This is a genomic window from Pseudomonas sp. Q2-TVG4-2, from assembly GCF_013620795.1.
In the GTDB taxonomy this organism is placed as follows: Bacteria; Pseudomonadota; Gammaproteobacteria; order Pseudomonadales; family Pseudomonadaceae; genus Stutzerimonas.
Genome location: NZ_LGLW01000001.1, coordinates 247,343 through 274,208, shown reverse-complemented (window position 1 = coordinate 274,208; position 26,866 = coordinate 247,343). Strand labels below are relative to the sequence as shown.

The following is a 26,866-nucleotide window of genomic DNA, read 5'->3' as shown; positions in this document are numbered from 1 at the left end:
CATCTTCTGCAACCCACGCCCAGGCATTTGGACGACCTCCTGCCGTACCGTTGGCTTCAGCAATGTGCATTCAGTATCAAAGCGCTGTCCCGTATGCCGATCTTGCAGGTGAGGCAGGGCGCAATGAATGAACATGCCATAGCGGTGCTTATTGCGTTTCTCACTGTGGCCGGGATCGCGTCTTGTTGCTGCGCCGAGCGCTCACAACATTGAATCGCCAGCAGACCCGGAACGATGCCGAGTCGGTGCAGGTATCGTCTACTGGCGAACCGGATGGCCCTCGTGCGGAAGCTCGATCGGAGCCATAGCGCCATATGCGCCGCACCGAGCGAAACGTCAGCTGCCTTCAGTTGCTGCCGGTCCTACAACAGCCCTTGCTGATCCGCGGGCCGGGCAAGCCGTTCGGGAACCGCAGGTTGATCTGCGGATCGAACAGGATCGCCCGGAACCGCCCAGAAAAGCGCTGGACGACGACCACCCGCTCTTATCCGGCCGTCACTCATAGCTGCCAAAAGCTTTCGCTATCAGCCTCGGATCGTTGATGGTCGCGCCGTGACCGTTACCTTTCATTACCGCATCCAGTGATGCGGATCGGACCCATTTGAACGAGTCACTGATGAAACAGGATTTCCAGAATTTTCACGCCAACCTTTCCGCCCTGGACGACCTGTCCATCAATCCAAGCTCCAACGCCTCGCTGGGCCAGTTGATCGATCGCAGTCGGCGCAGTCTGCTCAAGGGCGGATTGGGCCTGGCTGCATTGGGCTTTCTCGGCGGCAGTCTGGGCGCCTGTCGCCGCGCCGTGCAGGGCGAATCGCTGATGGGATTTGAGGGTATTCCTCCGCAGCTCGATCCGGCGTTCGACAGTGTGCAGGTCGCACCGGGCTACAGCGCACGGACCTTCTTTTCTTGGGGGGATGCCGTCATGGCAGACGCCCCCGAGTGGAACCCGGACGCCACGGATGACTGGCAGGCCCAGCTCAAGCAGGCGGGCGATAACCATGACGGCATGCACTTTTTCCCCTTCCCGGAAAACCCGGACAGCCATGGCCTGCTGGTGATGAACCACGAGTACGTGAACCCGCCATTACACCCCAACGGCATGACCTACACCGACGGCAAACGTCCGCTGGATGAGGTGCGCAAGGAGCAGGCGGCCCACGGCGTCAGCGTCATCGAAGTGAAGAAGGATGCGCAGGGCCGATGGCAACGGGTCATGCCGTCGCGCTACAACCGGCGCATCTCGGCCATGACGCCCATGGCCGTGAGCGGTCCGCTGGCCGGCAACGAGGCGCTGAAAACCGCTTCCGACCCGAGCGGGCAGGAAATCATCGGGACGCTGAACAACTGCTCCAGCGGCATCACGCCCTGGGGTACCTATCTGGTTTGCGAAGAAAACTGGCACCACTACTTCGTCAACCACGATGCTGACGACCTTGCTCAACGTGTATCTCACAAACGCTACGGCATCGAGGGCAAGGGCCTTAGCAAACTCTACGGTTGGGAAACTGCCGACCCGCGCTTCAACGCCACCCCTGGCCCGACGCAACCTCACGGCGGCCATGTACATGAGCCGAACCGTTTCGGCTGGGTGGTGGAAGTCGACCCGTTCGATCCACAGAGCAAACCGGTCAAGCGCACCGCCCTTGGTCGCTACTGCCGCGAGTGCTCGGTGCTCTCGCTGGGCGAAGATGGCCGCATGGCCTTCTACTCGGGCGACGACACCAAGGGCGAGTACGTCTACAAATTCGTCCCCACCGGCCGCTATGTGCCGGGAGACGATCAGGCCAATCGTCAGCTGTTGGACAGCGGCACCCTGTATGTGGCGCGTTTCAATACCGATGGCAGCGGCGAATGGTTGGCGCTGGTCCATGGGCAGAACGGCCTGACCGCGGAGAACGGCTTCGCCGATCAGGCCGAGGTGCTGCTCAATGCCCGCGCCGCTGGCGACAAGGTGGCCGCGACACCAATGGATCGACCGGAGTGGGTTGCCGTGCATCCACGCACTCGCGAGGTCTACGTAACCCTTACCAACAACGACACCCGCGGCGTGAAATGGCCAACCGACAAGGCCAACCCGCGCCCCGTCAACCTGCACGGCCAGATCCTGCGCTGGAGCGAGGAGGGCGCCGATCCGACCGCGACCGCGTTTACCTGGGAGATCTTCCTGCTGGCGGGCGAGCATCCCGGCGCCAGGAATGCGGACGGGCAGGCGGTGCCGGCCAACCTCACTGGCACCATTAATGGCGATATCTTTTCGTCGCCCGATGGGCTGGCCTTCGACAATGCCGGCCGGCTGTGGATCGAGACTGACTTCGGTGACGAAGAAGCGGCGATGCAGGCGATGGGGACCAACCAGCTGCTCTGTGCCGACCCGCTAACCCGCGAGGTAAGGCGCTTTCTGGTCGGCCCGCGCGGCTGCGAGATCACCGGCATTACCTGGAGCCCGGACTACCGTGCCATGTGGATCAACGTGCAGCATCCCGAGCTGAGTTTCCCGGCGAATGACGGTAAGACTCGTCCACGGTCCTCGACGGTTCTGATCACCAAAGACGATGGAGGCGTGATCGGCACTTGAGCAGCGGGGCCTTGCCAGTGGGCTAGGCTCTGAACAAGGGCGGCTCGCTGCGCCTTGTGCGGCTAGGGCACCTGAACGTTTGGTCGGCCGCTGTGCTCTATAACCATACATTCCCTGCTGCATGTAACCAAGGAGCTGGCCATGGCAATCCCGTACTTGCACGCTCGCGTTCTTCTCGCCGTATTCATCGGCTGTGTTCCGGTGATCAGCCATGCTGATCTGTACTCGTTGAAGATCGAGAATGACATCATCGCGACCGGCAGCGATGGCCACTACACCAATGGCTTTGAATTGATGCGCTCGTTCGAGCCGGATGGTGATCATTGGTCGCGGCGGTTCGCTGAAACCGTGCCGGGTTGGGCGGCGGACGAAGTCGACAATATTGCCTATCGGCTTGGCCATCAGATTTACACGCCCAATGATATCGAGCGAGCGGGGCTTATCGAAGACGATCGACCCTATGCCGGCCTGCTGTTTGCGGGCCTGTCGATCCATTCCACGACGCAGCATGACGGTTGGCGCGGGACCAGTGGTCTACACCTGGACCTCGGGATAGTCGGGCCTGCGGCGGGCGCGGAACGAGTTCAGCGCCGAGTGCACGACGTGACCGACAGCGACGAGCCCAAGGGCTGGGACAATCAGCTGCGCAACGAGCCCTTCGTCAACCTGGCCTACCAGCACCGCTGGTGGCTGCAGCAACGTTTCGCCGGACTGGAGTTTGAGTACGGGCCGAGCGCCGGCTTCTCACTCGGTAATCTCTACACCTACGGTTCTGCCGGGTTGGGCTTGCGGATCGGGCAAGGGCTAGCACGCAGCTTCAGCATCCCGGCTGTAGCGCCGGCCCAGAGTGGCAGCATGTTCTTCGACCAGGGGGGCGGGTTTGCCTGGAACATCTTCGCCAACGTGGAAGGGCGGTATATGGCCCACAACATGTTGCTTGAAGGTAATACCTTTAAGAGCAGCCATTCGGTAGACAGTCGGGAGTGGGTGGGTGACGCCAAGGCCGGTGTCGCATTGACCTGGAACAGCTGGCAGCTGGCATTCGCCAGCGTCTGGCGAACTCGGGAATTTCATGGTCAGGACGAGCATGATCAATTCGGTTCATTGACGGTTTCGGCCTGGTTCTGAAGGACAGCCATGCGGGGCGCGATCAGCACCCCGCAAGCTCTTCGCTTACTTCTTCACCCACCTGCCGTTGAGCTGGATGATCTGGCCGGGCGGTGTTTTCTCGATGGCTTTCTTCCCTGCGATCACTTCGACATCGCTGACGTTGATGCCATTTTTCTGCGCCAGACGATGGTATTCGGCGCGCCGGGCCTGGTTGATCTGACTGGCGATCTCCTCCGCCTGGCCAGTGCTTTGCACGACTCCGAGATAGCCGTCGGGCCTTTCGCCGAGCTGGCCGCTGGCCTTGGCCTGACCTAGCGCGGCCATGGCTTCGTTGAGCGACATGGCAGCGGCAGGCAGAGCCAGGCACAGCGCCATGAGGAGGGTTCCGAGTTTCAGGTAGGTTTTCATAAGGCTCCTCAGAACAAACCGCTGTCTTCATTGATGATCGAGTCGAGCTGCTTGTCCACTTTGATGTAGATCTCGTGCTCGATTTTCACGTTGAGGTTGATGTTGATCGGCTCGTTGGGCACGGCCAGTTCCACTCGTGGAGTGCAGGCGCTGGCCAGCAGGGCCAGCGTCAGAACGCTGATGGGGTGGCACAACCGCATGACGGTGTTCTCCTGGGCGGGGGTGTCGCTACAGTGCCTCAACAGGCCTTTAAAAAACTACCTGCGTTGGCAATGCTGCGTTAAAACAGCCTCGGTTGCGAGCCCAGTCAGACTGCTCATTACAGCTCGTAAACTCGCGCGCGAGCCGGGTCCGCGTTCTCGGCTGTTTTTCCTTGCCTCGCCTTCGTTTTTTCAACGGTCTGGTCTGAGGCGTTCCTGCACGCGTCGTTGAATGGTCTCGCTGACGCGATCAGACAACTGCAGACTGGTTAGCAGAGCCGGAATGTCTTCTTCGAGATTGATGGAGAAGTTGATCGGGCGACCGCCTTCCAATGCCGGGTTTTGCCCGTGCAGCTTGAGGCCCAGGTTGAGCGTGCCATCGGTGGCATAGTGCACATCGCTGGCGAGCAGCTCGTAGTGGAAGTCATCCAGCGCCTCGGTCACGAGCCGCATCGCCGGGTTTGACTGACCCAATGCCTGGATCTTCGCCGAACGAAACTGCAAGGTGCCACCCGGCTCGCGCGCCTTTAGCGATCCCTGTTCGATGCTGATGCCTGCTTCGCTGCGCTGCAGCTGGAGTTCGCCGTCAATCACACCCGTGCCGGACAGCCCTTCGGTGGGATAGGCCTCGAGTAACAGCGGTAGCTGCAGGCCACGCAGATGAACGTTCAGCTGTTGCGTTTCGGCAGCCAGGTCGACTTTGCCCGGGTCTAGCCAGAGGCGCCCGCCGAGCAGTTGCAGCTCGGCTGTTGTCCAGGCGAGTCGGCCTCGGTCGAGGTGATCGATGTTGCCGGCATATTCACCGTTGAACCTTAGCGGACCGAAGGTGAAGCCGGGATTGGCTTCCTGCAGCGTCAGTTCGGGTATTTCCAGGTGCAACTGATCTCGCCGCAGCGCGACCGATAGTGTCGTGTTCAGTCCGCGCAGCTCGGTGCGGTCATAGATACCGCCGAGTCCCTTGGCACTGAGCGTCGCCTTTGCCTCGAGAGGGCCATTGCCCGGTAGGTCGAACTGTCCCTGGCCCTGCAGCCTTCCGGTGTTCAGTTCCAGCACCTGTGGCCAATCGGCAAGGGTCGCGGCCAAGGGATTGCCTGCGCGCAGGAAGAGTTCGGGAAGGCTCAGGTTCAAGCGGGTCGCTCTGCTGGACCAGTTATGGTCGAGCGTCACGGGCAGGGTGAGTCCGGCGTCGTTACTCAGCGGCCCCTCGAGCAAGAGCCGTTCGCGTCCGGCATCGAGTCGACCGCTCCATCGCCAGCCTTGTGGTCGCAGCGCCGGCTGCCTGAGCTCGGCAATGGTCATCGCGGCTTGGCCTTCGGTCGATAATGTCTGTAACTCGCGATCTGAGAACTTCGTCTCGATATCGAAGCCGGATAGGTTCAGTTGTAGCGTGTTCGCCACCAGATCCGTGCCGCTGGTGAAGCGCGTCAGGGCAATTTGCGAACCCTTGTCGAGCCGAACGGCAGCGGTTTCTGCAGAGGCGTGGCCATGCAGTCGCAGGTCGGCCTCAAGGCCTTTCAAGCTCATCTCAGGCAAAGAGAGTTCGGCGCTTTGCACGCGAAGTCGGGTCTGTTCGAACGATAGCCTGTAGGGCGCGGCGATCCCAAGCACGAGTTGGCTGTGGAGCGTGAGCGACGTGGGGCCGCTGACGGCTAGCTGCGCCTGCAAAGGCAGCGCCGCAGCCGATTGGTTGGCTGCGGCGGGCGTGATTTGCAGGCTAACCGCATCGGGTCTCAGCTCTGCCGGGAGTTCGGCGACCAGCGTTGCCGCCGGTTGCAGCAGCAGATCGGTGGTCAGCTCGGTGGGTATCCAGGTGCCACGGTCGGCTTTGGCGGTGAGGTCGAGCCGTCCCTGCACCTGACCGATGCCCACGATTGGCCAGGGCGCTGGCAGGTTGGCGGACAGGCGAAACTCGCCGTCCAAGGTTTTCCATCCGCCCGCCAGGTCCTCTGTATCGACCTGCAGCGCCCAACCGGCGCCGATGCGCATCCGCTCGGGCAACTCGGGAAGAGTCGGCGGATCATAGGCCAGCCAGTCGCCGAGCCAGTCCATCAGCCATGATGCCTCCGGCAGCTCGCTCATAGCCAGCGTGCCGCGCCACAGTGTCGTGTCGGCATCGGTCGTCAGCTGGTTCTGCATGGTTAGGCGCTGCTGGCCGTCCAGCTGCAGCTGGAGATCCACATGGGTTTCGCGGGATTGTTCATGGGCGCCTAGCACCAGTGCCAACTGATGCGCGTCGCGCCGAAGTTGAAGCTTCAGCGTGGCTGGTAGCACCGCCTTGCCCGTATGCTGCCAGCTCATTTCACCCTGTTCTCGGCAGGTGCCGCTCTCGCAAGGAAGGGTCAGGCCGAACGAGCTGATATGCCCGGTACGCGGTGCCCAGGTCGCCCAGCGTTCCAGTTGCTGCCGATCGGGGACGGCCAGCGGCGCACCGGCGACATCCGCGTCAGATGCCGGCCGCCATTGGGCTTCGAGATGCTTGATGCTCAACGACTGAAACGGGAGCGGCCGCCACCAGCTTTCCATGTCGAGCCGCAGGCTATCGACCCGCACCGAGAGCCATTCGTCGCCTAGTGGCTGTAGAACCAAGACAATTTGTCGCACCTCAAGCTGGTTAGCCGATAACTGCACACCGCTGACGTCTAGCGTGACGATGCCGAGCTCACGTTTGAGTTGCTGCCAGCGCAAGCCGCCATAGGCACCGATACCCAGTACGACCAGAAGCAACCCTACTACTGCCAGAACCAGGACTTTCCGCCGCTTGGACATGACCCTTCCCGTTGTGATCGATGCATCAGCATAAGCCGGCGGATGCTCATGCGCGATGTGCCCTGCGCTGGTGCGGCCGACGACCGGTCACACGGCCGAAAGTTCCGTGTTCATAGGCGCCTGGCTGCTCAAAACCGCTTGGAACGGGCATTTCATGGTTGCCGTGCCAAACTTGTGCACATTCGTCGGAGCGCCTTGTCAAGCGCTTATGACAAACTGTCGCAAACCGCGCCAAAGCATAGATCGATAATAACTTGCTGAAAAATAAAGAGATTTTTCATTGGTGAAAAAAGCGCCAGTTTAACCGCAGGCCGCTAGCCACAGGCCCTAGGGAAATCTGTAACCTGTTTGTCCACCGAGTTATCCACAGCTTCTGTGGATTAATTTTTTGTGTGATCCGGTTCGCTTTTTAAGTTTTTTATCAAGACTTTAACTCTGTGAAAAAAGGAGTAGAGTGCGCGCCCTTGTCCCCCCGAAGCTTTCGGTGACCATGAGAACGCGTCCTCTCGCATCGACTACGGTCGATAGCACTTCAACTTCTCCGCGCCTGCCGTTGCGCATGGCGCTGTGGCTGCTGGACAGCCAGCGTCTAGGACAGACCAAAAGTGTCAAACGAATCGCTGGCCAGATGCTCAAGCAGCCGGCGCTCGAAGGTGTGGTCGAAGCGCAGAGTCGCCTCGGACGGCTGCTCTGCACGGACTGCGACAGCCAGCGCGATCGGCGCATCGGTTTCGAACTGCTACGGCAGGCCGCCCGTGCGGGCGATTGTCAGGCGCAACTGGAGCTAGGGCAGTTGTACTGCCAGCCTCAGTATCGCGAGCTGGGTAAGGCCAGACATTGGCTGGAACAGGCCGCTGCGCAGGGGTCCGCCGAGGCCTCACGGGTTCTCCAGCGGTTCCTCGCCAAGCGCTAGGGCTTGCTTCCAACGGGCTGCACGGCAAGGCAGCCCGCAGCGGCCTGGACAGAGCGTTCGGCCTGACCGGCACATCTCGGCTGGCTATACTGCCGGGCAATTCAGCCGGAGCCCTTCATGCCTCTCGATCCCACCTATTTGCTCGTCGGCCTTGGCTCCCTTTGTGTGCTGCTGGCTGCTCTAGCCATGTTCCTGCAGCATCGTCTCTCCCAGCGCCAGGCCGCGCTTGCCTTGCTCGACGAGCGTCTCACTCAGGCCACCATGGCGCAGGAGGGCTTGAGTGCGCAGCTCGAGGCTGGTCGCCTCGCCCATGCCGACCTCAGCGAATCACGCTCGGCACTGCAGGCCGAGCTGGCAGCCTTACGCCGCGAAACCGAGTGGCTTCAGGCGCAGCGTATGGAAACGCGAGATGCGCTCAACGATCTGGAGGCCGAGCGTGATGCGCAGCAATCTGAGCTGCGCGCGCTGAGTGCCGCTCATGCAGCGGTTAGCGCCGAGCTCAACGAACAGCAAAAGACCCACGAGCAACGCCTGGAAGACCTTCAGGGCGCCCGGGATGAGCTGCGTGCGCAGTTCGCCGAGCTGGCTGGAAAGATCTTCGAAGAGCGCGAACAACGCTTTGCCGAGGCCAGCCATGAACGGCTCGGGCAGCTGCTCGACCCATTGAAGGAACGCATCCAGTCGTTCGAAAAGCGCGTCGAGGAAAGCTACCAGAATGAGGCGCGCGAACGTTTTTCGCTGGCCAAAGAGTTGGAGCGGCTGCAGCAGCTCAACCAGCGACTGGGCGACGAGGCGACCAACCTGACCCGCGCACTGCAAGGACAGAAGACCCAGGGTAATTGGGGCGAGCTTATCCTCGAGCGGGTACTTGAACATGCGGGGTTAGAGAAAGGACGCGAATATCACACGCAGGTCAGCCTGAGGAGTGCCGACGGCGAACGGTTCCAGCCTGATGTGCTGATCCAGTTACCGGGCGACAAGCAGGTGGTGGTGGACGCCAAAGTCAGTCTCACCGCCTATCAGGCGTTGACCTGCGCCGAAGACGAAGGCAGCCGCGCGTTGGCACTCAAACAGCATGTGCTGTCCCTGCGTAATCACCTGAAGGGCTTGTCGCTGAAGGACTATCAGCGTCTCGAAGGATTGCAGAGTCTGGATTTCGTGCTGCTCTTCGTGCCGATCGAGGCGGCGTTCGCCGCGGCGCTGCAGGCCGATCCGGAGCTGTTCCAGGACGCCTACGCCAAGCACATCGTGATCGTCAGCCCGACCACCTTGCTTGCCACTTTGCGAGTGATCGACAGCCTGTGGCGGCAGGAGCGGCAGAGCCAGAATGCCCGTGAAATTGCCGAGCGGGCAGGGGCGCTCTACGACAAGTTCGCCGCGTTCATCCAGGATCTGGACGAGATCGGCAATCGTCTGCAGCAGCTGGACAAGGCCTTTGTCGGCGCACGTAACAAACTCACCGACGGACGCGGCAATCTGGTGGGGCGCGCCGAGCAGCTGAAACTGCTGGGCGCCCGCGCCAGCAAGCGATTGCCGGCCGACTGGCTGGAGCGCGCCGGGGCCGAAACGCCGCTGGAAGAAGCCGAGGATTGAGCGTTGCGCTACGTCATGCCAGCCACAACACCGCAAGCCCGGCGAGCAGGCCGCATATCGCCCAGCAATCGCTGTGCACCTTCGACGAGAAAACAGGATGACCACCAGCAGGCCGGCAAACCGCAGCGCAGGGCCAAACTCGAACGGGTCTTCAACGGCGGCTCGGCACCGCTTGAGGCTGGTGCCCGGCGCGCAGGTAATACAACCGCGCCCCGGCCAGGTAGATCAAACCGGCGGTCAGCATTGGCGCCAGCACGACGGCAGCAGTGCTCGGTTGATCAAGCCGACTTCCAGCAGCACCCGCGGGAATATGAATGCCGAGGTTGCGAGCAGCCCTGCGGCCGGATATGCCGGCCGCTTCGGACCGCTTCAGTTTAGCCATCGCGCTTAGCGCAGACTTGTCTTGGCGCAAGTCTGCTTCAGTGCAGCGGCACGTGACGGCTCATCAGCGCGCGCAGCGCAGCCGGCTTGACCGGCTTGGCAAGGAAGTCCAATCCCGTTGCGTGGATGGCGGCAATCAGTTCGGGTCGCCCGTCGGCACTGATTACGACACCCGGTACCGGCTCGCCGAGACGGGTACGCAACCAGGCCATCAAGTCAGAACCGGTTTCGCCATGATCCAGGTGGTAGTCGACCAGCACCAGCTGCGGTCGTACATCGTCCCTCAGCAACGCCTCGCATTCGGCCCGGTTGCTGGCGGTCCAGACCTGGCAACCCCAACGCGACAGCAAGCTGTGCATGCCGACCAGAATGCTGTCTTCGTTATCGATGCACAGCACCTGAATGCCGGTTAGCGCGGTTTGTTGCGCTTCGCCATTGCCATTGGCCTTCACCTGCCGGACGACATTGCTGGCGATTGGAACCGTCACGCTGAACACGCTGCCCTTGCCAGGTACGGAGCGCACCGACAGAGGGTGGTCGAGGACCTGGCAGAAGCCGTCCGCAATCGCCAGCCCCAGCCCCAGACCTTTCTCGGCGCGGGTCTGGTGGCTGTCCAGACGTTTGAATTCCTCGAAGATCACCCGCAGCTTGTCTTGGGCGATGCCTGGACCGCGGTCCCATACCTCGAGCCGCAAGGAGGAGCCCTGACGGCGCACGCCCAACACCACGCGGCCTTTGGCGTAGCGGAAGGCATTGGTCAGGAAGTTCTGCAGTACGCGGCGCAGCAGACGGATGTCGCTATCGACCCGCAGCCGGCTGCCATGCACCTTGAAAACGACGCCCTGCTCGGCGGCCAGCACCGTGAACTCAGTGCTCAGTGTGTCGAACAGGGTGGCCAGCGGGAAAGGATTGCGATCGGGCGTGATGCGACCGTTCTCCAGGCGGGAAATGTCCAGCAAGTCGGAAATCAGATCCTCAGCCGAGCGTAGCGAGCCGTCCAGGTGATGCACGAGCTTCCGGGCTTCAGTTGGCAACGCGTCATGCTGATGGGAGAGGGCGGCGGAGAACAGCCGCGCGGCATTCAGCGGCTGCATCAGATCATGGCTGACTGCTGCGAGAAAGCGCGTCTTCGACTGGTTGGCGGCCTCGGCGGTGCTCTTGGCTTCGGTCAGTGCCTTGTTCAATTCCGACAGTTCCTGGGTGCGCTCGGCGACGCGCTGCTCCAGGCTTTCGTTAGCATCTTTGAGCGCCCGTTCCGCCTCGCGATAGGCGGTGATGTCACTGAAGCTCATGACAAAGCCGCCGCCGGGCATCGGGTTGCCGATCAGTTCGACCACCCGGCCGTTGGGGAACATGCGTTCTGAGGTATGCGCACGCCCCTGGCGCATCCAGTACAGCCGCTTGGCCACATGGGTATCCGCGTCGCCGGGACCACAGAGGCCTCGCTCGGCGTTGTAGCGGATGATGTCGGCGATGGGCCGACCGATATACACGAGCCCGTCCGGGTAGTCGAAGATCTCCAGATAGCGGTGATTCCAGGCCACCAGCCGCAGCGACTGGTCGACCACGCTGATGCCCTGGGTAATGTTCTCGATCGCCCCCTGCAGCAGGGCGCGGTTGAATTGCAGGACCTCGGACGCTTCGCCGACGATGCGCACCACGTCATCGACCTGCATGTCTCGGCCTTCCAGCGCGGCCTTGACTACTGCGCGGGTCGAGGACGCGCCAAGGACACCCGCGAGCAGCCGCTCGGTGTGTGCAATCCATTGGCCGTCGGCCTGCTGCTTGGGCGAATAGTCATGACCGTGGCGCCGGGCGAAGCGCTGGAAACTGAGCTCCGCCCGCTCCGCGCCAACGAAGCGTGAGGCGAGAGAGAGCAGGTCCTCGACCTGCACGGCGAGCAGCCGACGGGCGTTCGGCGTGGCGTGGATTTCCTGGCCGATGAAACGACTGGCCTGCCAATGCTCGGCCACGCGAGTCTGCGACAGGATCGAAACCCAGAAGAACAGCGTCGCGTTACTCACCAGCGACAACATTACGCCGAGCGTCAACGCGCTGGTATCGAACGGCAGCTCGGTGGTGTACATCCACTGCAGACCGGGGAACATCTCCAGTGGCCAGCCCAGCAGCGGCAAAATCAGCGTGTAGACCCAGACCAGCGCGCCGGCGGCGAGGCCAGCGAACACGCCGCGCCGGTTGGCCTGCTTCCAGTACAGCGCACCGACCATGGCCGGTGCCAGCTGAGTCAGCGCGGCGAAGGCGATCTGGCCGATGGTTGCCAGGCTGGCGCTGGAACCGAGCAATCGGTAGCTCACATAGGCCAGCAACAGAATGGCGACAATGCTGATGCGGCGCACCGACAACATCCAGTGGCGGAACACCTCGAAGGGTTGTTCGGCCTCCTTGCGACGCAGCAACCAGGGCAGCAGCATGTCGTTGGACACCATGGTCGACAGCGCCACGCTGGCGACGATGACCATGCCGGTTGCCGCCGAGGCGCCGCCGATGAACGCCAGCATTGCCAGCGCCGGATGCGCTTCGGCCAGCGGTAGGCTGATCACGAACGAGTCGGAACTGACGCCCGCCGGTAGCTGCATCTGCCCGGCCAGGGCGATCGGAATGACGAAGATGGCGGCAAGCACCAAGTACAACGGGAAGATCCAGCGCGCCAAGTGGAAGTCGCGCGGTTCGATGTTCTCCACCACGGTCACGTGAAACTGGCGCGGGAGGCAGACGATGGCCATCAGCGCGACGGTCGTCTGCACCAGCATCGACGGCCAGTTCACCGTTTCTTCCCAGAACCCGGTCAGCTCAGACGAATCGTAGGCCTGATTGAACAAGTCGCCAAAGCCGTTATACAGACCGAACGTGACGAAGACGCCGACCGCGATGAAGGCAAACAGCTTGACCAGCGATTCGAAGGCGATCGCCAGCACCATGCCGCGGTGATGTTCGGTGACGTCCAGGTTGCGCGTACCGAACAGCACAGTGAACAGCGCCAGCACCACCGACACGATCAGCGCTGTGTCCTGCGCACCGGAACCGGCGGCCGCCTCTCCGTGGTTGCCGACTAGCAGGTTCACGCCGAGCACGATGCCCTTGAGCTGCAGCGCGATATAGGGCAGTACGCCGACCAGGCAAATCAGCGTGACCACCACCGCCAGCAACTGCGACTTGCCATAGCGCGCGGCGATGAAGTCGGCGATGGAGGTAATGTTCTCCTGCTTGCTGATCATGATCATCTTCTGGATCACATGGGGCGCCAGCAGCATCAGCAAGATCGGCCCGAGGTAAATAGGCAAGAAGGACCAGAGTTGCTCGGCGGCCTGGCCGACGGCGCCGAAGAAGGTCCAGCTTGTGCAGTAGACCGCCAGCGATAGGCTATAGACCCAGGCGCGCATACGCGGGGACATCGGCGCGCTGTTGCGATCGCCGTAGAACGCAATGGCAAACAGCACGGCCATATAAGTGAAGGCGACCAGCGCGATCAGCCCACCGGACAACGACATGCGAACTCCAGACAACAAATGAAGAGCGGCCCCCCTGTCCGAGCCGATATGGCGGTCGATTGCGCGTTATGCCGACCAGGGTCAGGCGATGCAATGCGACTGTTCAGACCGAGATGCCACTCGGTCGGCCGTTCAGGCTCGGCAGGTTTCTGGGATAGCCGGAAGACTGCCGCTTATTGATAAATGAATTTGCAAAGTTTCGCAGTAAAAGAGGTTGGCGTGTTGCGGTTGCGACCATGGTCGCATGAGGTGAGTGGTCACGGGCGGATCGGCGAGAGCGCCCGGGCTAGACGATCTGCTGGCTGGTCTGGCCACGCGCTAAATCGCCGCCGTGTTCTGCCGCCAGTGGGGCGTCACGTTGCCAGGCTCGCCTCGGGTCGCAGTGTCGTGCAGATGGCCTTGGTTGCCGGGCACTTCCTGTCTGTGTTGCGATCACAACAGCGCCCCTTCCGCCCATATCATCAGGAGAATCTTTGATGTTCACGCCGCGCCCGGTCACGTTGCAGCGGGGAGCCCTGCGTCTGGACCCGCTAGCAGAAACCGATATCACGGCCCTGGTGGAGCTTGCCGAGCATAACCGTGACGAACTGGTCTACCTCAACGGCCCGCTGCGCCCGGACTGGTATCGTTTCGCGCTCAGCGAACAGCGCGAAGGTCGGGCGGTGGTGTTCACCCTGCGCATGGGAGATCGCATCGTCGGTACCACCCGCTTCGCGGATTTCAATCCATCGCTGCCGGCCAGTGAACTCGGCTGGACCTGGCTGGACAGGACCGAGCACGGCAGCGGTCTGAATACTGCGATCAAGTACCTGTTGCTCAGACACGCCTTCGAGGAGTGGCAGCTGGTGCGCCTGCAGTTGAAAACGGCTGCCAGCAACCTGCGCTCCCAGCGTGCCATCGAAAAACTCGGCGCCCAGCGAGAAGGGCTGCTGCGCAACCATCGTCGCCTCGCTGATGGAAGGCTGGACGACACTGTCCTGTTCAGCATTACCGACCGTGAATGGCCCGCCGTCAAAGAACTGCTGGAATCGCGCGCCAACGGCTGATCCGTTGCGACCGGCCAGCGCGCAAGCGAGGCGGGATCTCGTCGCGGGAGCACCGCTGCGCGCCCGTCGCCCTCGGCGCCAACATAGGATAATGTCTGTCGTTCCCATGGACGGTTCGACCGCGGTCATCAGTCCGTCTTCATCCCCTATGTTCCGGCCGTAATGGCGGCGCGTAGCCCATCATCGTCTGCGGTGCACACCTAAGGAGCCACGATGTCCCGCTTGCAGGAGTTCTTGCATGGTTGTCGCGATATCCTCCCGCTGATCGTCGGCGCGATACCGTTTGGCATCATCTTCGGCACGCTCTCGATCGGCGCTGGCCTTTCCACCTGGCAGACGATTGGTATGTCGGCGCTGGTGTTCGCAGGCTCTGCACAGTTCATCGCCATTACCCTGATTACCGGTGGGGTTGGCGCCGCCGTCGTGTTGCTCACGACCTTCGTGGTCAACCTGCGTCATGCGCTCTACAGCGCGGCGCTGCAGCCGTTCGTGCGTCATCTGTCGAGCCGTTGGCGGGTGCCGCTGGCCTTCTGGCTGACCGATGAGGCCTTCGCTGTCATTCAGCATCGCTATGCTAGCGACGATGCCTCGCCGTACAAGCATTGGTTCTTCTTCGGGGCGGCGCTGACCATGTACCTGAGCTGGCAACTGGCAACCCTGGCCGGTATCGCCTTTGGCCAGGCGGTACCAAACATCGCCAGCTGGGGCTTGGACTTCGCCATGATCGCGACCTTCATTGGCATCGCCGTGCCGATGATGCGCACCCGCCCGCAGGTGGCTTCGGCGTTGGTGGCCGCGGTTGTGGCGTTGTTGACTTGGGAGCTGCCGTACAAACTGGGCCTGATCGCTGCGGCGCTGGCCGGCATCATCGTCGGCGTCTGGCTCGAACAGCGCGCCGAGCGCCGTCTGCTCACGGAGGTGCAGTGATGCAAACCTGGCTATTGATCCTCGGCATGCTGGCGATCACGTTCATGATTCGCTACAGCTTCTTCGCCTGGCCTGACCTGCGCTTCCCCCGACTGGTGGAGCAGGGGCTGCATTACGTGCCGGTCGCCGTGCTGACCGCCATCGTGGTGCCGGGCATGTTGATGCCCCAGGGAGAGTGGGCGCTGGATTGGCAAAATGCCTACCTGCTCGGAGGGCTGTTCGCGATTCTCATCGCGGCGGTTACCCGCAACCTGTTGGCGACCATCGCCGGCGGGCTGCTGTGTTTCTTTCTCTTGCGCTGGGCGTTCGGGCAGCTGCCAATGTGAAGAGCCGCTCAGCACGCCAATCGACAGCGACCCGGATGTGTCCTTCTGTGGCCAGCCACGCTCCAACAAGCAACGTCTTCTCCATGGAACCGGATCGATGACCTCTCCCCATTCGCAGTTCACCCTGTTCGGCAAACGGCGCTTCCTGCCGTTCTTCCTGACCCAGCTGTCGGGTGCGTTCAACGACAACCTGTTCAAGCAGGCGTTGATTCTGGCGATCCTCTACAAGATTGGCTCTAACGCCGATACCAGCCTGTTGATCAACCTGTGCGCGCTGCTATTCATCCTGCCGTTCTTTCTGTTCTCTGCGCTGGGCGGGCAGCTGGGCGAGAAATTCGCCAAGGAGCGCCTGATCCGGGCGATCAAGGCCGGTGAGATCTTCATCATGCTCGCCGGTGCTGCCGGCATGCTACTGGGCAACCTGCCGTTGCTACTCGCGGTGCTGTTCTGCATGGGTACCCAGTCGGCGCTGTTCGGGCCGGTGAAATATTCGGTATTGCCCAAATTGCTCGAAGATCACGAATTGGTCGGCGGCAACGCACTGGTGGAAATGGGCACCTTTCTGGCGATTCTCGCCGGGACCATTACGGCCGGCGTGATGATGGCCAGCGAGGGCTACGCTCAGCTGATCGCCAGCAGTGTGGTACTGGTGGCAATCGCCGGTTACCTCGCCAGCCGCGGAGTACCGGCAACCGGCGCGTCCTTTCCGTCGCTGCAGATGGACTGGAACCTGTTTCGTCAGACTGGCGCGATCCTGCGCATGGGGCTGGGGCAGCGCGTTTCGGTGTCGCGCTCGCTGATCGGTAACTCATGGTTCTGGTTTCTCGGCGCGACCTACCTGACCCAGATCCCGGCCTATTCGAAAGATTTGCTGCATGGCGATGAAACGGTCGTCACGCTGATCCTGACGGTGTTCTCAGTGGGCATCGCCCTTGGTTCGCTGCTCTGCGAGCGGCTCTCGGGCCACAAGGTGGAAATCGGGCTGGTGCCCTTTGGCTCCATGGGCCTGACCCTGTTCGGCCTCTTGCTGTGGTGGCATTCGGGGGGCTTCCCGCTGGGCGCGTCGCCCCACGATTGGTTGGGATTGCTGGGGTTCGGCCAGGCCTGGTGGATTCTCGCCTCGGTGCTCGGCATTGGGGTGTTTGGCGGCTTCTACATCGTGCCGTTGTATGCGTTGATCCAGTCGCGCACTGCGGAGCACGAGCGGGCGCGGGTGGTCGCGGCAAACAACATTCTCAATGCGCTGCTGATGGTCGCTTCGGCGCTGGTCGCCATCTTGCTGTTGAGTGTCGCGGGGTTGTCGATTCCGCAGCTGTTCCTGGTCGTGTCGCTGATGAACGTGGCGGTAAGCGCCTACATCTTCAGCATCGTGCCGGAATTCAGCATGCGCTTTCTGGTGTGGCTGCTTGGCCACTCCATGTATCGGGTGCGCCATCAGGGGCTCGACGCGATCCCCGAGGATGGTCCGGCGGTGCTGGTCTGCAACCATGTGTCCTTCGTCGATGCGCTGCTGATCGCCGGAGCGGTGCGTCGGCCCGTGCGCTTCGTCATGTACTACAAGATCTTCCGTATCCCGGTGCTGAACTTCGTCTTCCGAACGGCCGGCGCGGTGCCCATCGCGGCGCGACATGAAGACGAAGCGATCTACGCCGAGGCGTTCGAGCGCATCAGCCGCTATCTGAGCAACGGCGAAGTCGTATGTATCTTTCCCGAAGGCAAGCTCACCGCCGACGGCGAGATCAACGAGTTCAGGGCGGGGGTGGAGCGCATTCTCGAGGCGAATCCGGTGCCCGTGGTGCCCATGGCGCTGCGAGGGCTGTGGGGTAGCTTCTTCAGCCGCGACCCGAACAAGGGCTTTTTCCGGCGGATCTGGTCGCAGGTGGACCTGATCGCCAGCGCGCCTGTCGCCGCGACCGATGCCAATCGTCAGCAGCTGCAGGCGCAGGTCAGTTTGCTACGCGGCGACCGGCGCTAGGCGCAGGCCGCCGCGTCGTCTCTACTTGATTTGGATGCGCTCCAGCAGATAGGTCTTGGCGCTGGCATCGCCGACCCTTGCAGCTTCGTCGGCGAGCCGTAGCGCACGCTCAAGGTCCTTGCTCGCCAGCGCTGCGTCGATCCCCTGGCGTTAGTAGGCCTGGGTTTCCGGTAGCACCGCCGCTGCGGGTACGGTAGGCAGATCATTCCCCATTTCACGACCGATGCTGTAGGCGGGTACATAGGTGTTTGCTTGCTGGCCAGCGACCTTGTCTTCGACCAGCACCGTCTTGATCACCCCGGTGGGCGAATGCTGCGCGATTGGATCGGGCAGGCTGGGCGGCTCGTTGCCGAGCGCCTTGGTGTAGGCCTTGGCGGGGTGCTCCAGGGTGGTCTGGCCCGACAACTGGTTTTCGCTGGCGTAGAGCACGAGGTAATACTCGTTGCCGGGGTTGTCCAGGTAGGTGCGATCTATGCGCAGACGTGCGTCCAGCTGTCGCCTTTCAGACCGCGGGAGCGTAGGTGAAGTCGCCGGCATCCAGCATGCGGAGGGCGGCAAGATGCAGAGCATGCTTGCCGGTGATAACTATCACGTCGACTGGCTCGCCAATGCCCACGCGGTGATGCTCAGCTACTGGGATTCGACCCAGGACAAGACGGCGATCCAGCAATGGTTGCTCACGGCGCCTGCGCTCGAACGCGGCGTCAATCATTCGCCCAGTACAACGGCCGCAATCACGCGCGGGCCTATCTGTCATTGAAGCAGGCGGACAAGGCGCTACCGATCCTCAGACAGTTGCAGGTCGAGGCCGAGCAGCACGGTCTGATCATGGCCTTGAACCGCAACCATATCCTCCTCGCGCAACTGCATTGGCAGCGCGAGGAGCGCCAACAGGCACTGGACCACCTGCAGCTGGCGCTAACGCTGGCCAGCAGCACGGGCGCCATCGGCAGCTTCCTGCGTATCGGCAAGCTACTGATCGCGATGCTCAAGGCCTTGCAGCACGAACGCCGGCTCGACGAACTCGAAGCGCAACGCGCCGATCGCCTGATCCAGTTGGCGCAGCAGCAGCGCGACTTCAGCCGGGCGACTCGCATCACCCTCGACGAAGCGGTGATTCAGGACATTATCAATCGCCCGACGTGCCCGAGCTGATCCGCCATTCGCCACTGACCCGGCGCGAATGGCAGGTGCTCAGCCTGATTCATGCCGGACAATCGAACGAGCAGATCGCCGAGCACCTCAACGTCGCACCGACCACTACCAAGACGCACATCCGCAGCCTGTATCAGAAGCTCAACATCACCCATCGCAACGAGGCCGTGCAATTGGCGCGCAGCCTGTTGAGCAAGATCCAGGGCGAGTAGCGTTGCATGACCGATTACGCTTCCGGCCGGTCCAAGGTCGGGTGCATTTTCTTGTCCCACCGGAGCCAGACATGCCGATGACTGAAAAGCAGAAGATGCTGACCGGCGACTTGTACCGGCCAGACGACCCCGAGCTGCAGGCCGACCAGGCCGCGGCAAAGGCCTGGATGGCGCGCTACAACGCAGCGCTCGTCGAAACATACGCGGTGCGTCGGGCCTTGCTGAAGGAGCTATTGGGGAGCGTAGGCAAAGGCGCGGTGGTGCGACCGCCGTTTCACTGTGACTACGGCTACAACATCCACCTGGCTGACGATGTGTTTTTCAATTTCAACTGCGTCATCCTGGACGTGGCCGAGGTACGCATCGGTACCGGCACGCAGATCGGGCCAGCCGTGCAGATCTACGCTGCAGACCATCCACGCGATGCACAAGAGCGCCGTAGCGGCCTCGAATTCGGGCGTCCGGTGGTGATCGGTGAGCACGTCTGGATTGGTGGGGGTGCGATTATCCTGCCGGGCGTGACCATCGGCGATGACGCCGTGATCGGGGCGGGCAGTGTAGTGACTCGGGATGTTGCGGCGGGTGCGACCGTGGTGGGTAATCCGGCCCGTAGCCGCTGATTTGCTTGAGAGCCGAAACGGCAGCCGGCTCTAGGCCGGCTGCCGGTACCGCTTACTGCTGGGTCACGATGGCCATGTTGCCCGAGCCCATCTGCGACACCATGGCGGAGTTGCCCATGCCGCTCTGGTCGAGGATCGCCTGGTTGGCAGTACCACCCTGCAGCACCTGAGCCAGATGACCTTCGCCGGTCTGCGTCAGGCTGACTTCGTTGTCCGAGCCGTAGATCTGTTGGATGTCGGCCACGTTGAGGTCGCCGTCCTGCACCACATCCACGCGGTTGTTGTCGCCATAGCTCGAACCTGTCAGCTCGTTGCCATTGCCGGTCTGGCTGGCGGTGAGCAGGTTGTCGCTACCGTCCTGAGCAAAATCGATCAGATGATCGGTGCCTTGCTGGGTGACGTAGGCTTCGTTGTACTCGCCAGTCTGCTGTAGCGAAGCCGTCTGGAAGCTGCCATCGAGCTGGTCGACGGTAATGTAGTTGTTGTCGCCGGTCTGTTCGGTGGTAGCGCTGTTGCTTTCGCCAGCCTGGAAGATATCCGCGCTGTTGGATACGCCGTCCTGGTAGATCGAGGCGGTCTGCAGTGAGCCGCTCTGGTCGATGTAGGCCTCGTTCATCATGCCCATGGACTGGATGCTGGCCGAGTGGTCCGACCCTTCCTGGCTTACTGATGCAACCTGCAAATCCCCTTGCTGATTGATTTCGGCGTTCGAACCGAAAGCGTTGACCTGGTAAACGGTCGCGTCATTACCGTTACCTTCTTGAGTGACGATAGCGTCATTGCCCGCGCCGCCTTCCTGCCACACCAGCGAGATGTTGTCGTTGCCGACCTGACGCTGCTCCGAAACGCTCGATTCGGTGTTGCTCTGGATGGTTTCGGCAAAGTTGTCGTTGCCTTCCTGATCGGTCACGGCGGTGCTCAGATCAGCCGCGGTCTGTTCGGTGATGGCGGTGTTGTAGCTGCCTGCCTGGTACTGGCGAGCGCTGGCGCCGAAGGAGTCGCTCTGGACGATGCTCGCGTCATGGTTGTTGCCGTCTTGCAGTTGGATCGCTTCGCTCTGCTCGGTCGAGTTCTGCACGATGTTGGCAAGGTTCATGTTGCCGGTCTGGGTCTGAACGGCGTCCGACAGGGTGGCCTGATTCTGAGTGACCATGGCGTCGTTGCTGGCGCCGATCTGCGACTGATAGGACAGGTTGTCCTGACCGCCAGTCTGAGTGACTTCGGCAATGTTGTCCGCACCGGACTGGTTCTGTTCTGCGCTGTTGTCGTCGGCGTAGGCCTGAGTGGCCAGGATCGCAATGATGGCGGCTGCGAGGGGCTTGCACTTGAACATGAGGTCTCTCCATGGTTGGTGGATGCGTGTCGCTCCCGACTGGTGCGGCGGCGCGGGAACCCTGCTCAGCGCGGCAGCTACTGCGGTGTCAGTCCTGGAACTGAGCTGATCCTATAGCCTGCTCGTGACAGATAAGTGTCGATTCGCTTGTTGTCTGACGGATTTATGGCGGAGCGCATCGCGGCGAAGGGCGATTCCCCGGTGGAAGCTTGGCTAGCGGTTGCCAGTTCGCACTACGCCCCCCGTTCGGCCTGCCTCTACGCCCGGTTCTTACGCCTCGGTAATGCACTGCCGGGCGGATGTTGCGGCGGGTTGACGCACCTAGAGTGGCGGCGTGTTCCCCCAAACATCGAAGGTTGGTTGTATGAATCGCAATGACTGGTGGCGCGGCGGCGTCATTTATCAGGTTTACCCGCGCAGCTTTTTCGACAGCAATGGCGATGGGGTCGGCGATCTGCTCGGTGTGGTCGAGAAGAGCGACTACATCGCCAGCCTGAACGTCGACGCCATCTGGCTATCGCCATTCTTCACCTCGCCGATGAAGGACTTTGGTTACGACGTCTCCGACTACCGCGGTGTGGATCCGCTGTTCGGTACGTTGGAAGACTTCAAGCAGGTCATTGATCTTGCCCATGCCGGATCATGCTCGCGGACGGATGTTCATGGCGATGCTGCTGAGCATGCGCGGCAGTGTTTGCCTCTATCAGGGCGAAGAGCTGGGTCTGGATGAAGCCGAGTTGCAATTCGAGCAATTGGTCGATCCCTGCGGCATCCGCTTCTGGCCCGAATTCAAAGGTCGCGACGGTTGCCGCACGCCTATGCCCCGGCACGACCAGGACCAGCACGGTGGCTTCAGCCGTGAGCAACCCTGGTTGCCGCCCGATCGGCACCTGCCGCTGTCGGTAGCCGCGCAAGAGCCGGAGCCGGACTCGATGCTAAACATCTATCGACGTTCCTCGCCTGCGTCAGGACCAGCGCCTGCTGATCGAAGGCAGCATGCGCACCGTCTACGATGACGAGGCGCTGCTGGTGTACTAACGTCGGCTGGATGATGAAGTCTGGGTATGCCTGTTCAACATGGGCGATAGCGCGCGGCACTTTGATCTGTCGGCTCCGGTCGAAGGGCTCGATGTGCCCTCGGCCGTGGCCGAGCGGCTTGGCGATCACAACTTGCTGCACCTGAATCTGGAAGGCGTCGAAGCGATGGTGGCGGTGACCAGTGATGGCAATCGCCGTGTCGCAGAGTGCCAGGCGTTCTCGATCGGCCTGCTGGCTAACAAGTGCCATCTGTTTCGCGCGGATGGCGGAGCCTGCTCGCGGCACTATCGCGAGCCTGCGTTGCACGGCTGATGAGGCGGCAGCCGGCGTTCCACCGGCTGCTGTTACTGTGTCCTCAATGACTGAGTTTCAAACCGAGCAAGCCAACACAGATCAGCAATACGCTACCCAGACGGAACAGGCTCATCGATTCGCCGAACAGAATGATTCCGGCGATTACGGTGCCCACCGCACCCACGCCGGTCCAGATGGCGTAGGCGGTGCCCAGCGGCAATTCCTTCATCGCCAGACCCAGCAAACCCAGGCTGGCCGTCATGGCAGCGATCGTTAGCACGGTAGGGATCGGGCGGGTGAAGCCCTCGGTGAACTTCAGGCCAACGGCCCAGCCGATCTCAAACAGACCGGCAAGAAACAGAATGATCCAGGACATGCGCACCTCGACAGGACGGTGATTGGGTGGGGCCGTCCCCGGTGAGTCTGTACAGCCTGAGGTCGTCCTCAGCAGGCGCTATTTTGCACATTCAGGAGGGCCGGGCAAGTGGCCCGGACCCGTGGCGCTTCAACGGCTAGCGAGCTGGTTGATCATCGTCTTTCATTCGACGGTATACGGTTGCCAGCAGTGCGCCAGACAGGTTGTGCCAGACGCTGAAGAGCGCGCTGGGCACCGCTGCCAGCGGCGAGAAATGGGCGCTGGCCAGGGCGGCACCCAGTCCTGAGTTTTGCATGCCAACTTCAATCGACAGTGTTTTGCGCTGTGCCAGCGGCAGGCCGAACAGGTGACCGACGAGATAGCCAATGCCGAGCCCAAGGCTGTTATGCAGAATCACTACCGCCATGATCAGCAGGCCGGATTCGGCGATCTTTGCCTGGCTGGCTGCGACGACTGCCGCGACGATGATCACGATGCTGACCACCGAAACCAGCGGCAGCACCTCGACCACCTGATGCACCCGGTTACCCAGCAGGCGGCGCGCAGCCAGGCCAAGTGCGATCGGCAGCAGCACGATCTGCACGATGGACATGAACAGTGCGCCGAAATTGACCGGCAGCCAGGCCGAAGCCAGCAGCCAGATCAACGCCGGTGTCGCCAGCGGCGCGAGCAGGGTGGTCACTGCGGTAATCGCGACCGAGAGCGCGACGTCGCCCCGGGAAAACCAGGCGATGACATTGGAGGCCGTTCCGCCCGGACAGCAGCCGACCAGAATGACCCCGACGGCGATCTCCGCAGGCAGGCCCAGCACCTGACACAGCAACCACGCCAGCGCCGGCATGATCATGAACTGTGCGCCGACGCCTAGTGCCACCCACAGCGGACGCCGCGCAACCTCGGCGAAATCAGCCGTTTTAAGCGTCAGACCCATGCCGAACATGATCAGCCCCAGCAACGGGACGATCCAGGCGGTGGCCGGGAGAAACCAGCTGGGTTGGAAGAAGGCGAGAACGGCGAACAGCAGGACCCAAAGGGCAAAGGTGTTGCCGACAAAGCGGCTGAGGGCGGCGAGGGCGCGCATCGGGTTTACCTTGTAGTTATTGAGGGAACGCCGTCAGCGTGGCTGACGCTGACGGCGCGCAAGGCAGTTTAGATGCCCTGCGGAACCTCCTCACCACCGAGGGCTTCGAACAGCGCGGGGAGGAACTCCTTGAACGTCAGCATCATCAGCAGGAAACTGGCGTCTTGCTGGCCGAGGTCGTCATCGCCACCGTCCTGTTCGGCCTGATCCTGCAGCAATTCCTCGAAGCGCAGGCGTTTGATGACCAGTTTGTCGTCGAGCAGGAACGACAGCTTGTCCTGCCAGCCCAGTGACAGCTGGGTGACCTGCTTGCCGACTTCCAGGTGCTGCTGGATTTCATCGCTGGTCAGGTCCTGGCGCTTGCAGCGCACCACGCCGCCGTCTTCATGGGTGTCACGCAACTCGCATTCGTCGAGGACGAAGAAGTCATCCGCAGCTTTCTGGGTCTTGACCCAGTCGGTCATGGTTGCCGAGGGCGCGATCTTTACAGTCAGCGGGCGCACCGGCAGCGAGCCGATGGCTTCGCGCAGGGTCGAAAGCAAGTCTTCGGCGCGCTTGGGGCTGGACGCATCGACCAGAATTAGGCCTTGCTCTGGCGCGATGGCGGCGAAGGTGCCGGACTTGCGAATGAAGGCCCGGGGCAGGAAAGACTGGATGATGTCGTCCTTGAGCTGATCGCGCTCCTTCTTGTAGACCTTGCGCATCTGCTCGTTTTCGATCTCGTCCACCTTATCCTTCAGTGCGTCCTTGACCACGCTACCGGGCAGGATGCGCTCTTCCTTGCGCGTAGAGATCAGCAGGAAGCCTTGGCTGGCATGCACTAAAGGTGCGTCTTCGCCTTTTCCGAAGGGGGCGACGAAACCGTAAGTGCTCAGCTCCTGGCTGGCGCAGGGGCGGGCGGGCTTGGCGGCCAGTGCGGTTTCAAGTGTCTCGACATCGAAAGGGACGTTCTGAGTGAGACGGTAGACGAGCAGGTTGCGAAACCACATGGCGATTGAAACTCCGGTAAAAGCAAAGCGCGCATTATTCTCCTCCCTGTAACGCAGGCCAACCCTGAAAACTCGCAATGCCGATGGAAACCGCAAAAACGGGCATAAACAGTGGGTTTCCTAAGTCTTTGTAAGTTCTTCAATTTTTTTTTCAAAAGGGGGTTGCCAAGGTTCGGAACCCTCTCTAGAATGCGCCCCACTTCGAGAGCAAACGGGTGATTAGCTCAGCTGGGAGAGCATCTGCCTTACAAGCAGAGGGTCGGCGGTTCGATCCCGTCATCACCCACCACTCGAGGTTTTAGCGCAGCGGTAGTTCAGTCGGTTAGAATACCGGCCTGTCACGCCGGGGGTCGCGGGTTCGAGTCCCGTCCGCTGCGCCATATTCGCCATCAAGGACCGCTGAACGCCTTGATAGCTCGAAAAGAAAGCGACCTTAGGGTCGCTTTTTTTTCGCCTACGTTTTGAGTTTTTCATCTGTTTGTGCGTTTCGTGCGGCACTTCCTTACTTTGCATTGTCTTTACGTATTACGTCGGCGCGCTCGGTAGCCACTGTTAGGGACGGCTGTTAAGCTCCGGCAATCAATTTGCTTCACCCCTTCAAGCGTATTTAAGGAAACAGAATGAGACATCAACGTTTGGCGTCTGCGATAGCCCTGGTTGGCCTGGTCCTGGCGGGCTGTGATTCGGAAACCAGCGCCAAGCTGGAGACTCCGGCGCAGAAAGCCTCCTATGGCATCGGCCTGAACATGGGCAAGAGCCTGGCTCAGGAAGGCATGGCTGATCTCGATTCGAATGCGGTTGCCCAAGGCATCGACGATGCCATTGGTAAGAAAGAGCAGAAGCTGACCGACGAAGAGCTGATGGAAGCCTTCGCCTATCTGCAGACACGCGCCGAAGAGCGCATGGTCGAAATGAATAAGGAAGCGGTTGCGGCCGGGAAGAAGTTCCTCGAAGAGAACGCCAAGCGTGAAGGCGTGAAGACCACCGAGTCCGGTCTGCAGTACGAAGTGATCAAAGAAGCCGAAGGCCCTCAGCCGGGTCCGGATGACATCGTCACCGTTCATTATGAAGGCAGCCTGACCGACGGCACCGTTTTCGATAGCTCGATCAAGCGTGGCACGCCCATCGATCTGCCTGTTGGTGGTGTGATTCCGGGTTGGGTCGAAGGTCTGCAATTGATGCACGTGGGTGAGAAATACAAACTGTACATCCCGAGTGAGCTGGCGTATGGCGAGCAGAGCCCGAGCCCGCTGATCCCGGCCAACTCGGTGCTGGTTTTCGACCTCGAACTGCTGGGCATCAAAGGCGACGAGAACGAAGCCGCTCCGGCCGCTGAGTCCGAGGCCGAAGCTGGCGAATCGGCTGAAAACACCGAAGCGCAATAAGCACTGCCGTATAACGAAAACGCCCCGCCGATGCGGGGCGTTTTCGTTTCTCGAGATAAGCTTTGTGCAGACCGTTGCATGTCAGGCTTTTCGTAGGAGCGAGCTTGCTCCCGATCAATGGGTAATGCGGGTTCGGGGCAGCGGCTGAGCGCGGAGCGCGGAGCGCTAACAAGCTGGCTCCTGCAGGGTCGCGAGAGTCCGGCGGATACAAAAAAGCCCAAGGTTGTCATTTGGGGCTTTGAAGTTGGCTCCGCGACCTGGACTCGACTGCGCAGCAGAACGCGCTTCAGCGCGGCCCCGAAGGGGTGAGCGAAGCGAATCACCTGGGACATGGTGCCTGGTGAGAGTCCAGCGGCCACAAAAAAAGCCCCAGATTATCAACTGGGGCTTTGAGGTTGGCTCCGCGACCTGGACTCGACTGCGCAGCAGAACGCGCTTCAGCGCGGCCCCGAAGGGGTGAGCGAAGCGAATCACCTGGGACATGGTGTCTGGTGAAAGTCCAGCGGCCACAAAAAAAGCCCCAGATTATCACCTGGGGCTTTGAAGTTGGCTCCGCGACCTGGACTCGAACCAGGGACCCAATGATTAACAGTCATTTGCTCTACCGACTGAGCTATCGCGGAACAGCGGTGCGTATCCTACTGTTTACAA

General features: G+C 61.5%; 19 protein-coding genes, 3 tRNA genes and 4 pseudogenes. 15 read left to right on the top strand and 11 right to left on the bottom strand.

Annotated features, from left to right (window positions below; all coding sequences use genetic code 11):
• Positions 1 to 477: 477 nt before the first annotated feature.
• The 3 genes and pseudogenes from H3028_RS21155 to H3028_RS01355 all read left to right on the top strand — a co-directional run.
• Positions 478 to 585: pseudogene (locus tag H3028_RS21155) on the top strand (energy transducer TonB); the annotation flags it as partial.
• A gap of 31 nt (positions 586 to 616) precedes the next feature.
• A complete protein-coding gene (locus tag H3028_RS01360; RefSeq protein WP_181295267.1) occupies positions 617 to 2,578 on the top strand; it encodes a PhoX family phosphatase in 1,962 nt (653 codons plus the stop codon).
• A 141-nt stretch (positions 2,579 to 2,719) separates the two neighbouring features.
• Positions 2,720 to 3,706, top strand: a complete 987-nt coding sequence (locus H3028_RS01355; RefSeq protein ID WP_181295266.1) for a lipid A deacylase LpxR family protein — start codon at positions 2,720 to 2,722, stop codon at positions 3,704 to 3,706.
• A gap of 45 nt (positions 3,707 to 3,751) precedes the next feature.
• Here the strand turns inward: H3028_RS01355 and H3028_RS01350 are convergent, their stop codons facing one another.
• The 3 genes from H3028_RS01350 to H3028_RS01340 form a co-directional block, all read right to left on the bottom strand.
• On the bottom strand, positions 3,752 to 4,096 hold the full coding sequence (locus tag H3028_RS01350; protein ID WP_181295265.1) for a YdbL family protein: 345 nt from the start codon (positions 4,094 to 4,096) through the stop codon (positions 3,752 to 3,754).
• An 8-nt stretch (positions 4,097 to 4,104) separates the two neighbouring features.
• The gene (locus H3028_RS01345) at positions 4,105 to 4,296 is read right to left on the bottom strand and encodes a YnbE family lipoprotein (RefSeq protein WP_168425755.1); all 192 of its coding nucleotides are present in this window, start codon (positions 4,294 to 4,296) and stop codon (positions 4,105 to 4,107) included.
• A 192-nt stretch (positions 4,297 to 4,488) separates the two neighbouring features.
• Positions 4,489 to 7,062: a YdbH domain-containing protein gene (locus H3028_RS01340; protein WP_181295264.1), complete on the bottom strand. Its 2,574-nt coding sequence runs from the start codon at positions 7,060 to 7,062 to the stop codon at positions 4,489 to 4,491.
• A 559-nt stretch (positions 7,063 to 7,621) separates the two neighbouring features.
• Here H3028_RS01340 and H3028_RS01335 point away from each other — a divergent pair.
• Positions 7,622 to 7,975: a tetratricopeptide repeat protein gene (locus H3028_RS01335; RefSeq protein WP_181295948.1), complete on the top strand. Its 354-nt coding sequence runs from the start codon at positions 7,622 to 7,624 to the stop codon at positions 7,973 to 7,975.
• Between the two features lie 117 nt (positions 7,976 to 8,092).
• Complete coding sequence (rmuC, locus tag H3028_RS01330) at positions 8,093 to 9,568, top strand: DNA recombination protein RmuC (RefSeq protein ID WP_181295263.1); 1,476 nt, start codon at positions 8,093 to 8,095, stop codon at positions 9,566 to 9,568.
• A 151-nt stretch (positions 9,569 to 9,719) separates the two neighbouring features.
• Here the strand turns inward: rmuC and H3028_RS01325 are convergent, their stop codons facing one another.
• Both H3028_RS01325 and H3028_RS01320 read right to left on the bottom strand, forming a co-directional pair.
• Positions 9,720 to 9,950 carry a hypothetical protein gene (locus H3028_RS01325; RefSeq protein WP_181295262.1) on the bottom strand — a complete coding sequence of 77 codons (231 nt, stop codon included), beginning with the start codon at positions 9,948 to 9,950 and terminating at the stop codon, positions 9,720 to 9,722.
• A gap of 37 nt (positions 9,951 to 9,987) precedes the next feature.
• Entirely contained in the window at positions 9,988 to 13,458 is a 3,471-nt protein-coding gene (locus H3028_RS01320; protein ID WP_181295261.1) for a PAS domain-containing hybrid sensor histidine kinase/response regulator, read from the bottom strand.
• Positions 13,459 to 13,934: 476 nt separating this feature from the next.
• On the opposite strand from H3028_RS01320, the gene H3028_RS01315 reads away from it, so the two are divergent.
• From H3028_RS01315 to H3028_RS01300, 4 genes are all read left to right on the top strand, one after another.
• Positions 13,935 to 14,504, top strand: a complete 570-nt coding sequence (locus H3028_RS01315) for a GNAT family N-acetyltransferase (RefSeq protein WP_181295260.1) — start codon at positions 13,935 to 13,937, stop codon at positions 14,502 to 14,504.
• Between the two features lie 213 nt (positions 14,505 to 14,717).
• Entirely contained in the window at positions 14,718 to 15,431 is a 714-nt protein-coding gene (locus tag H3028_RS01310; RefSeq protein WP_181295259.1) for an AzlC family ABC transporter permease, read from the top strand.
• Complete coding sequence (locus H3028_RS01305) at positions 15,431 to 15,757, top strand: AzlD domain-containing protein (protein WP_181295258.1); 327 nt, start codon at positions 15,431 to 15,433, stop codon at positions 15,755 to 15,757. Before H3028_RS01310 ends, H3028_RS01305 begins: the two co-directional genes overlap by 1 nt.
• 97 nt (positions 15,758 to 15,854) lie before the next feature.
• Complete coding sequence (locus H3028_RS01300) at positions 15,855 to 17,732, top strand: MFS transporter (protein WP_181295257.1); 1,878 nt, start codon at positions 15,855 to 15,857, stop codon at positions 17,730 to 17,732.
• 21 nt (positions 17,733 to 17,753) lie between these two features.
• On the opposite strand, the pseudogene H3028_RS01295 reads toward H3028_RS01300, so the two are convergent.
• Positions 17,754 to 18,279 (bottom strand): annotated as a pseudogene (locus H3028_RS01295) (MalM family protein); the annotation flags it as partial.
• A gap of 12 nt (positions 18,280 to 18,291) precedes the next feature.
• Between H3028_RS01295 and H3028_RS01290 the strand changes: the two are divergent.
• Positions 18,292 to 19,099 (top strand): annotated as a pseudogene (locus H3028_RS01290) (LuxR C-terminal-related transcriptional regulator); the annotation flags it as partial.
• Positions 19,100 to 19,170: 71 nt separating this feature from the next.
• On the top strand, positions 19,171 to 19,719 hold the full coding sequence (locus tag H3028_RS01285; protein WP_181295256.1) for a sugar O-acetyltransferase: 549 nt from the start codon (positions 19,171 to 19,173) through the stop codon (positions 19,717 to 19,719).
• Between the two features lie 52 nt (positions 19,720 to 19,771).
• Here H3028_RS01285 and H3028_RS01280 read toward each other — a convergent pair whose 3' ends face one another.
• On the bottom strand, positions 19,772 to 21,052 hold the full coding sequence (locus H3028_RS01280) for a hypothetical protein (RefSeq protein ID WP_181295255.1): 1,281 nt from the start codon (positions 21,050 to 21,052) through the stop codon (positions 19,772 to 19,774).
• Between the two features lie 364 nt (positions 21,053 to 21,416).
• On the opposite strand from H3028_RS01280, the pseudogene H3028_RS01275 reads away from it, so the two are divergent.
• Positions 21,417 to 22,402, top strand: a pseudogene (locus H3028_RS01275) (alpha-amylase family glycosyl hydrolase).
• Between the two features lie 43 nt (positions 22,403 to 22,445).
• Here the strand turns inward: H3028_RS01275 and sugE are convergent.
• The 3 genes from sugE to rdgC form a co-directional block, all read right to left on the bottom strand.
• The gene (sugE, locus tag H3028_RS01270) at positions 22,446 to 22,760 is read right to left on the bottom strand and encodes a quaternary ammonium compound efflux SMR transporter SugE (protein WP_181295254.1); all 315 of its coding nucleotides are present in this window, start codon (positions 22,758 to 22,760) and stop codon (positions 22,446 to 22,448) included.
• A gap of 136 nt (positions 22,761 to 22,896) precedes the next feature.
• A complete protein-coding gene (locus H3028_RS01265; protein WP_181295253.1) occupies positions 22,897 to 23,841 on the bottom strand; it encodes a bile acid:sodium symporter family protein in 945 nt (314 codons plus the stop codon).
• A gap of 68 nt (positions 23,842 to 23,909) precedes the next feature.
• Positions 23,910 to 24,830: a recombination-associated protein RdgC gene (rdgC, locus tag H3028_RS01260; protein WP_181295252.1), complete on the bottom strand. Its 921-nt coding sequence runs from the start codon at positions 24,828 to 24,830 to the stop codon at positions 23,910 to 23,912.
• A gap of 213 nt (positions 24,831 to 25,043) precedes the next feature.
• Between rdgC and H3028_RS01255 the strand changes: the two genes are divergently transcribed.
• The 3 genes from H3028_RS01255 (at position 25,044) to H3028_RS01245 (ending at position 26,215) form a co-directional block, all read left to right on the top strand.
• Positions 25,044 to 25,119, top strand: a tRNA-Val gene (locus H3028_RS01255).
• A 14-nt stretch (positions 25,120 to 25,133) separates the two neighbouring features.
• Positions 25,134 to 25,210 (top strand) — tRNA-Asp (locus H3028_RS01250).
• 240 nt (positions 25,211 to 25,450) lie between these two features.
• Positions 25,451 to 26,215 (top strand): FKBP-type peptidyl-prolyl cis-trans isomerase, encoded by a 765-nt coding sequence (locus tag H3028_RS01245; protein WP_181295251.1) that lies wholly within the window; start codon positions 25,451 to 25,453, stop codon positions 26,213 to 26,215.
• A gap of 547 nt (positions 26,216 to 26,762) precedes the next feature.
• Here H3028_RS01245 and H3028_RS01240 read toward each other — a convergent pair.
• Positions 26,763 to 26,838, bottom strand: a tRNA-Asn gene (locus H3028_RS01240).
• Positions 26,839 to 26,866 lie beyond the last annotated feature (28 nt).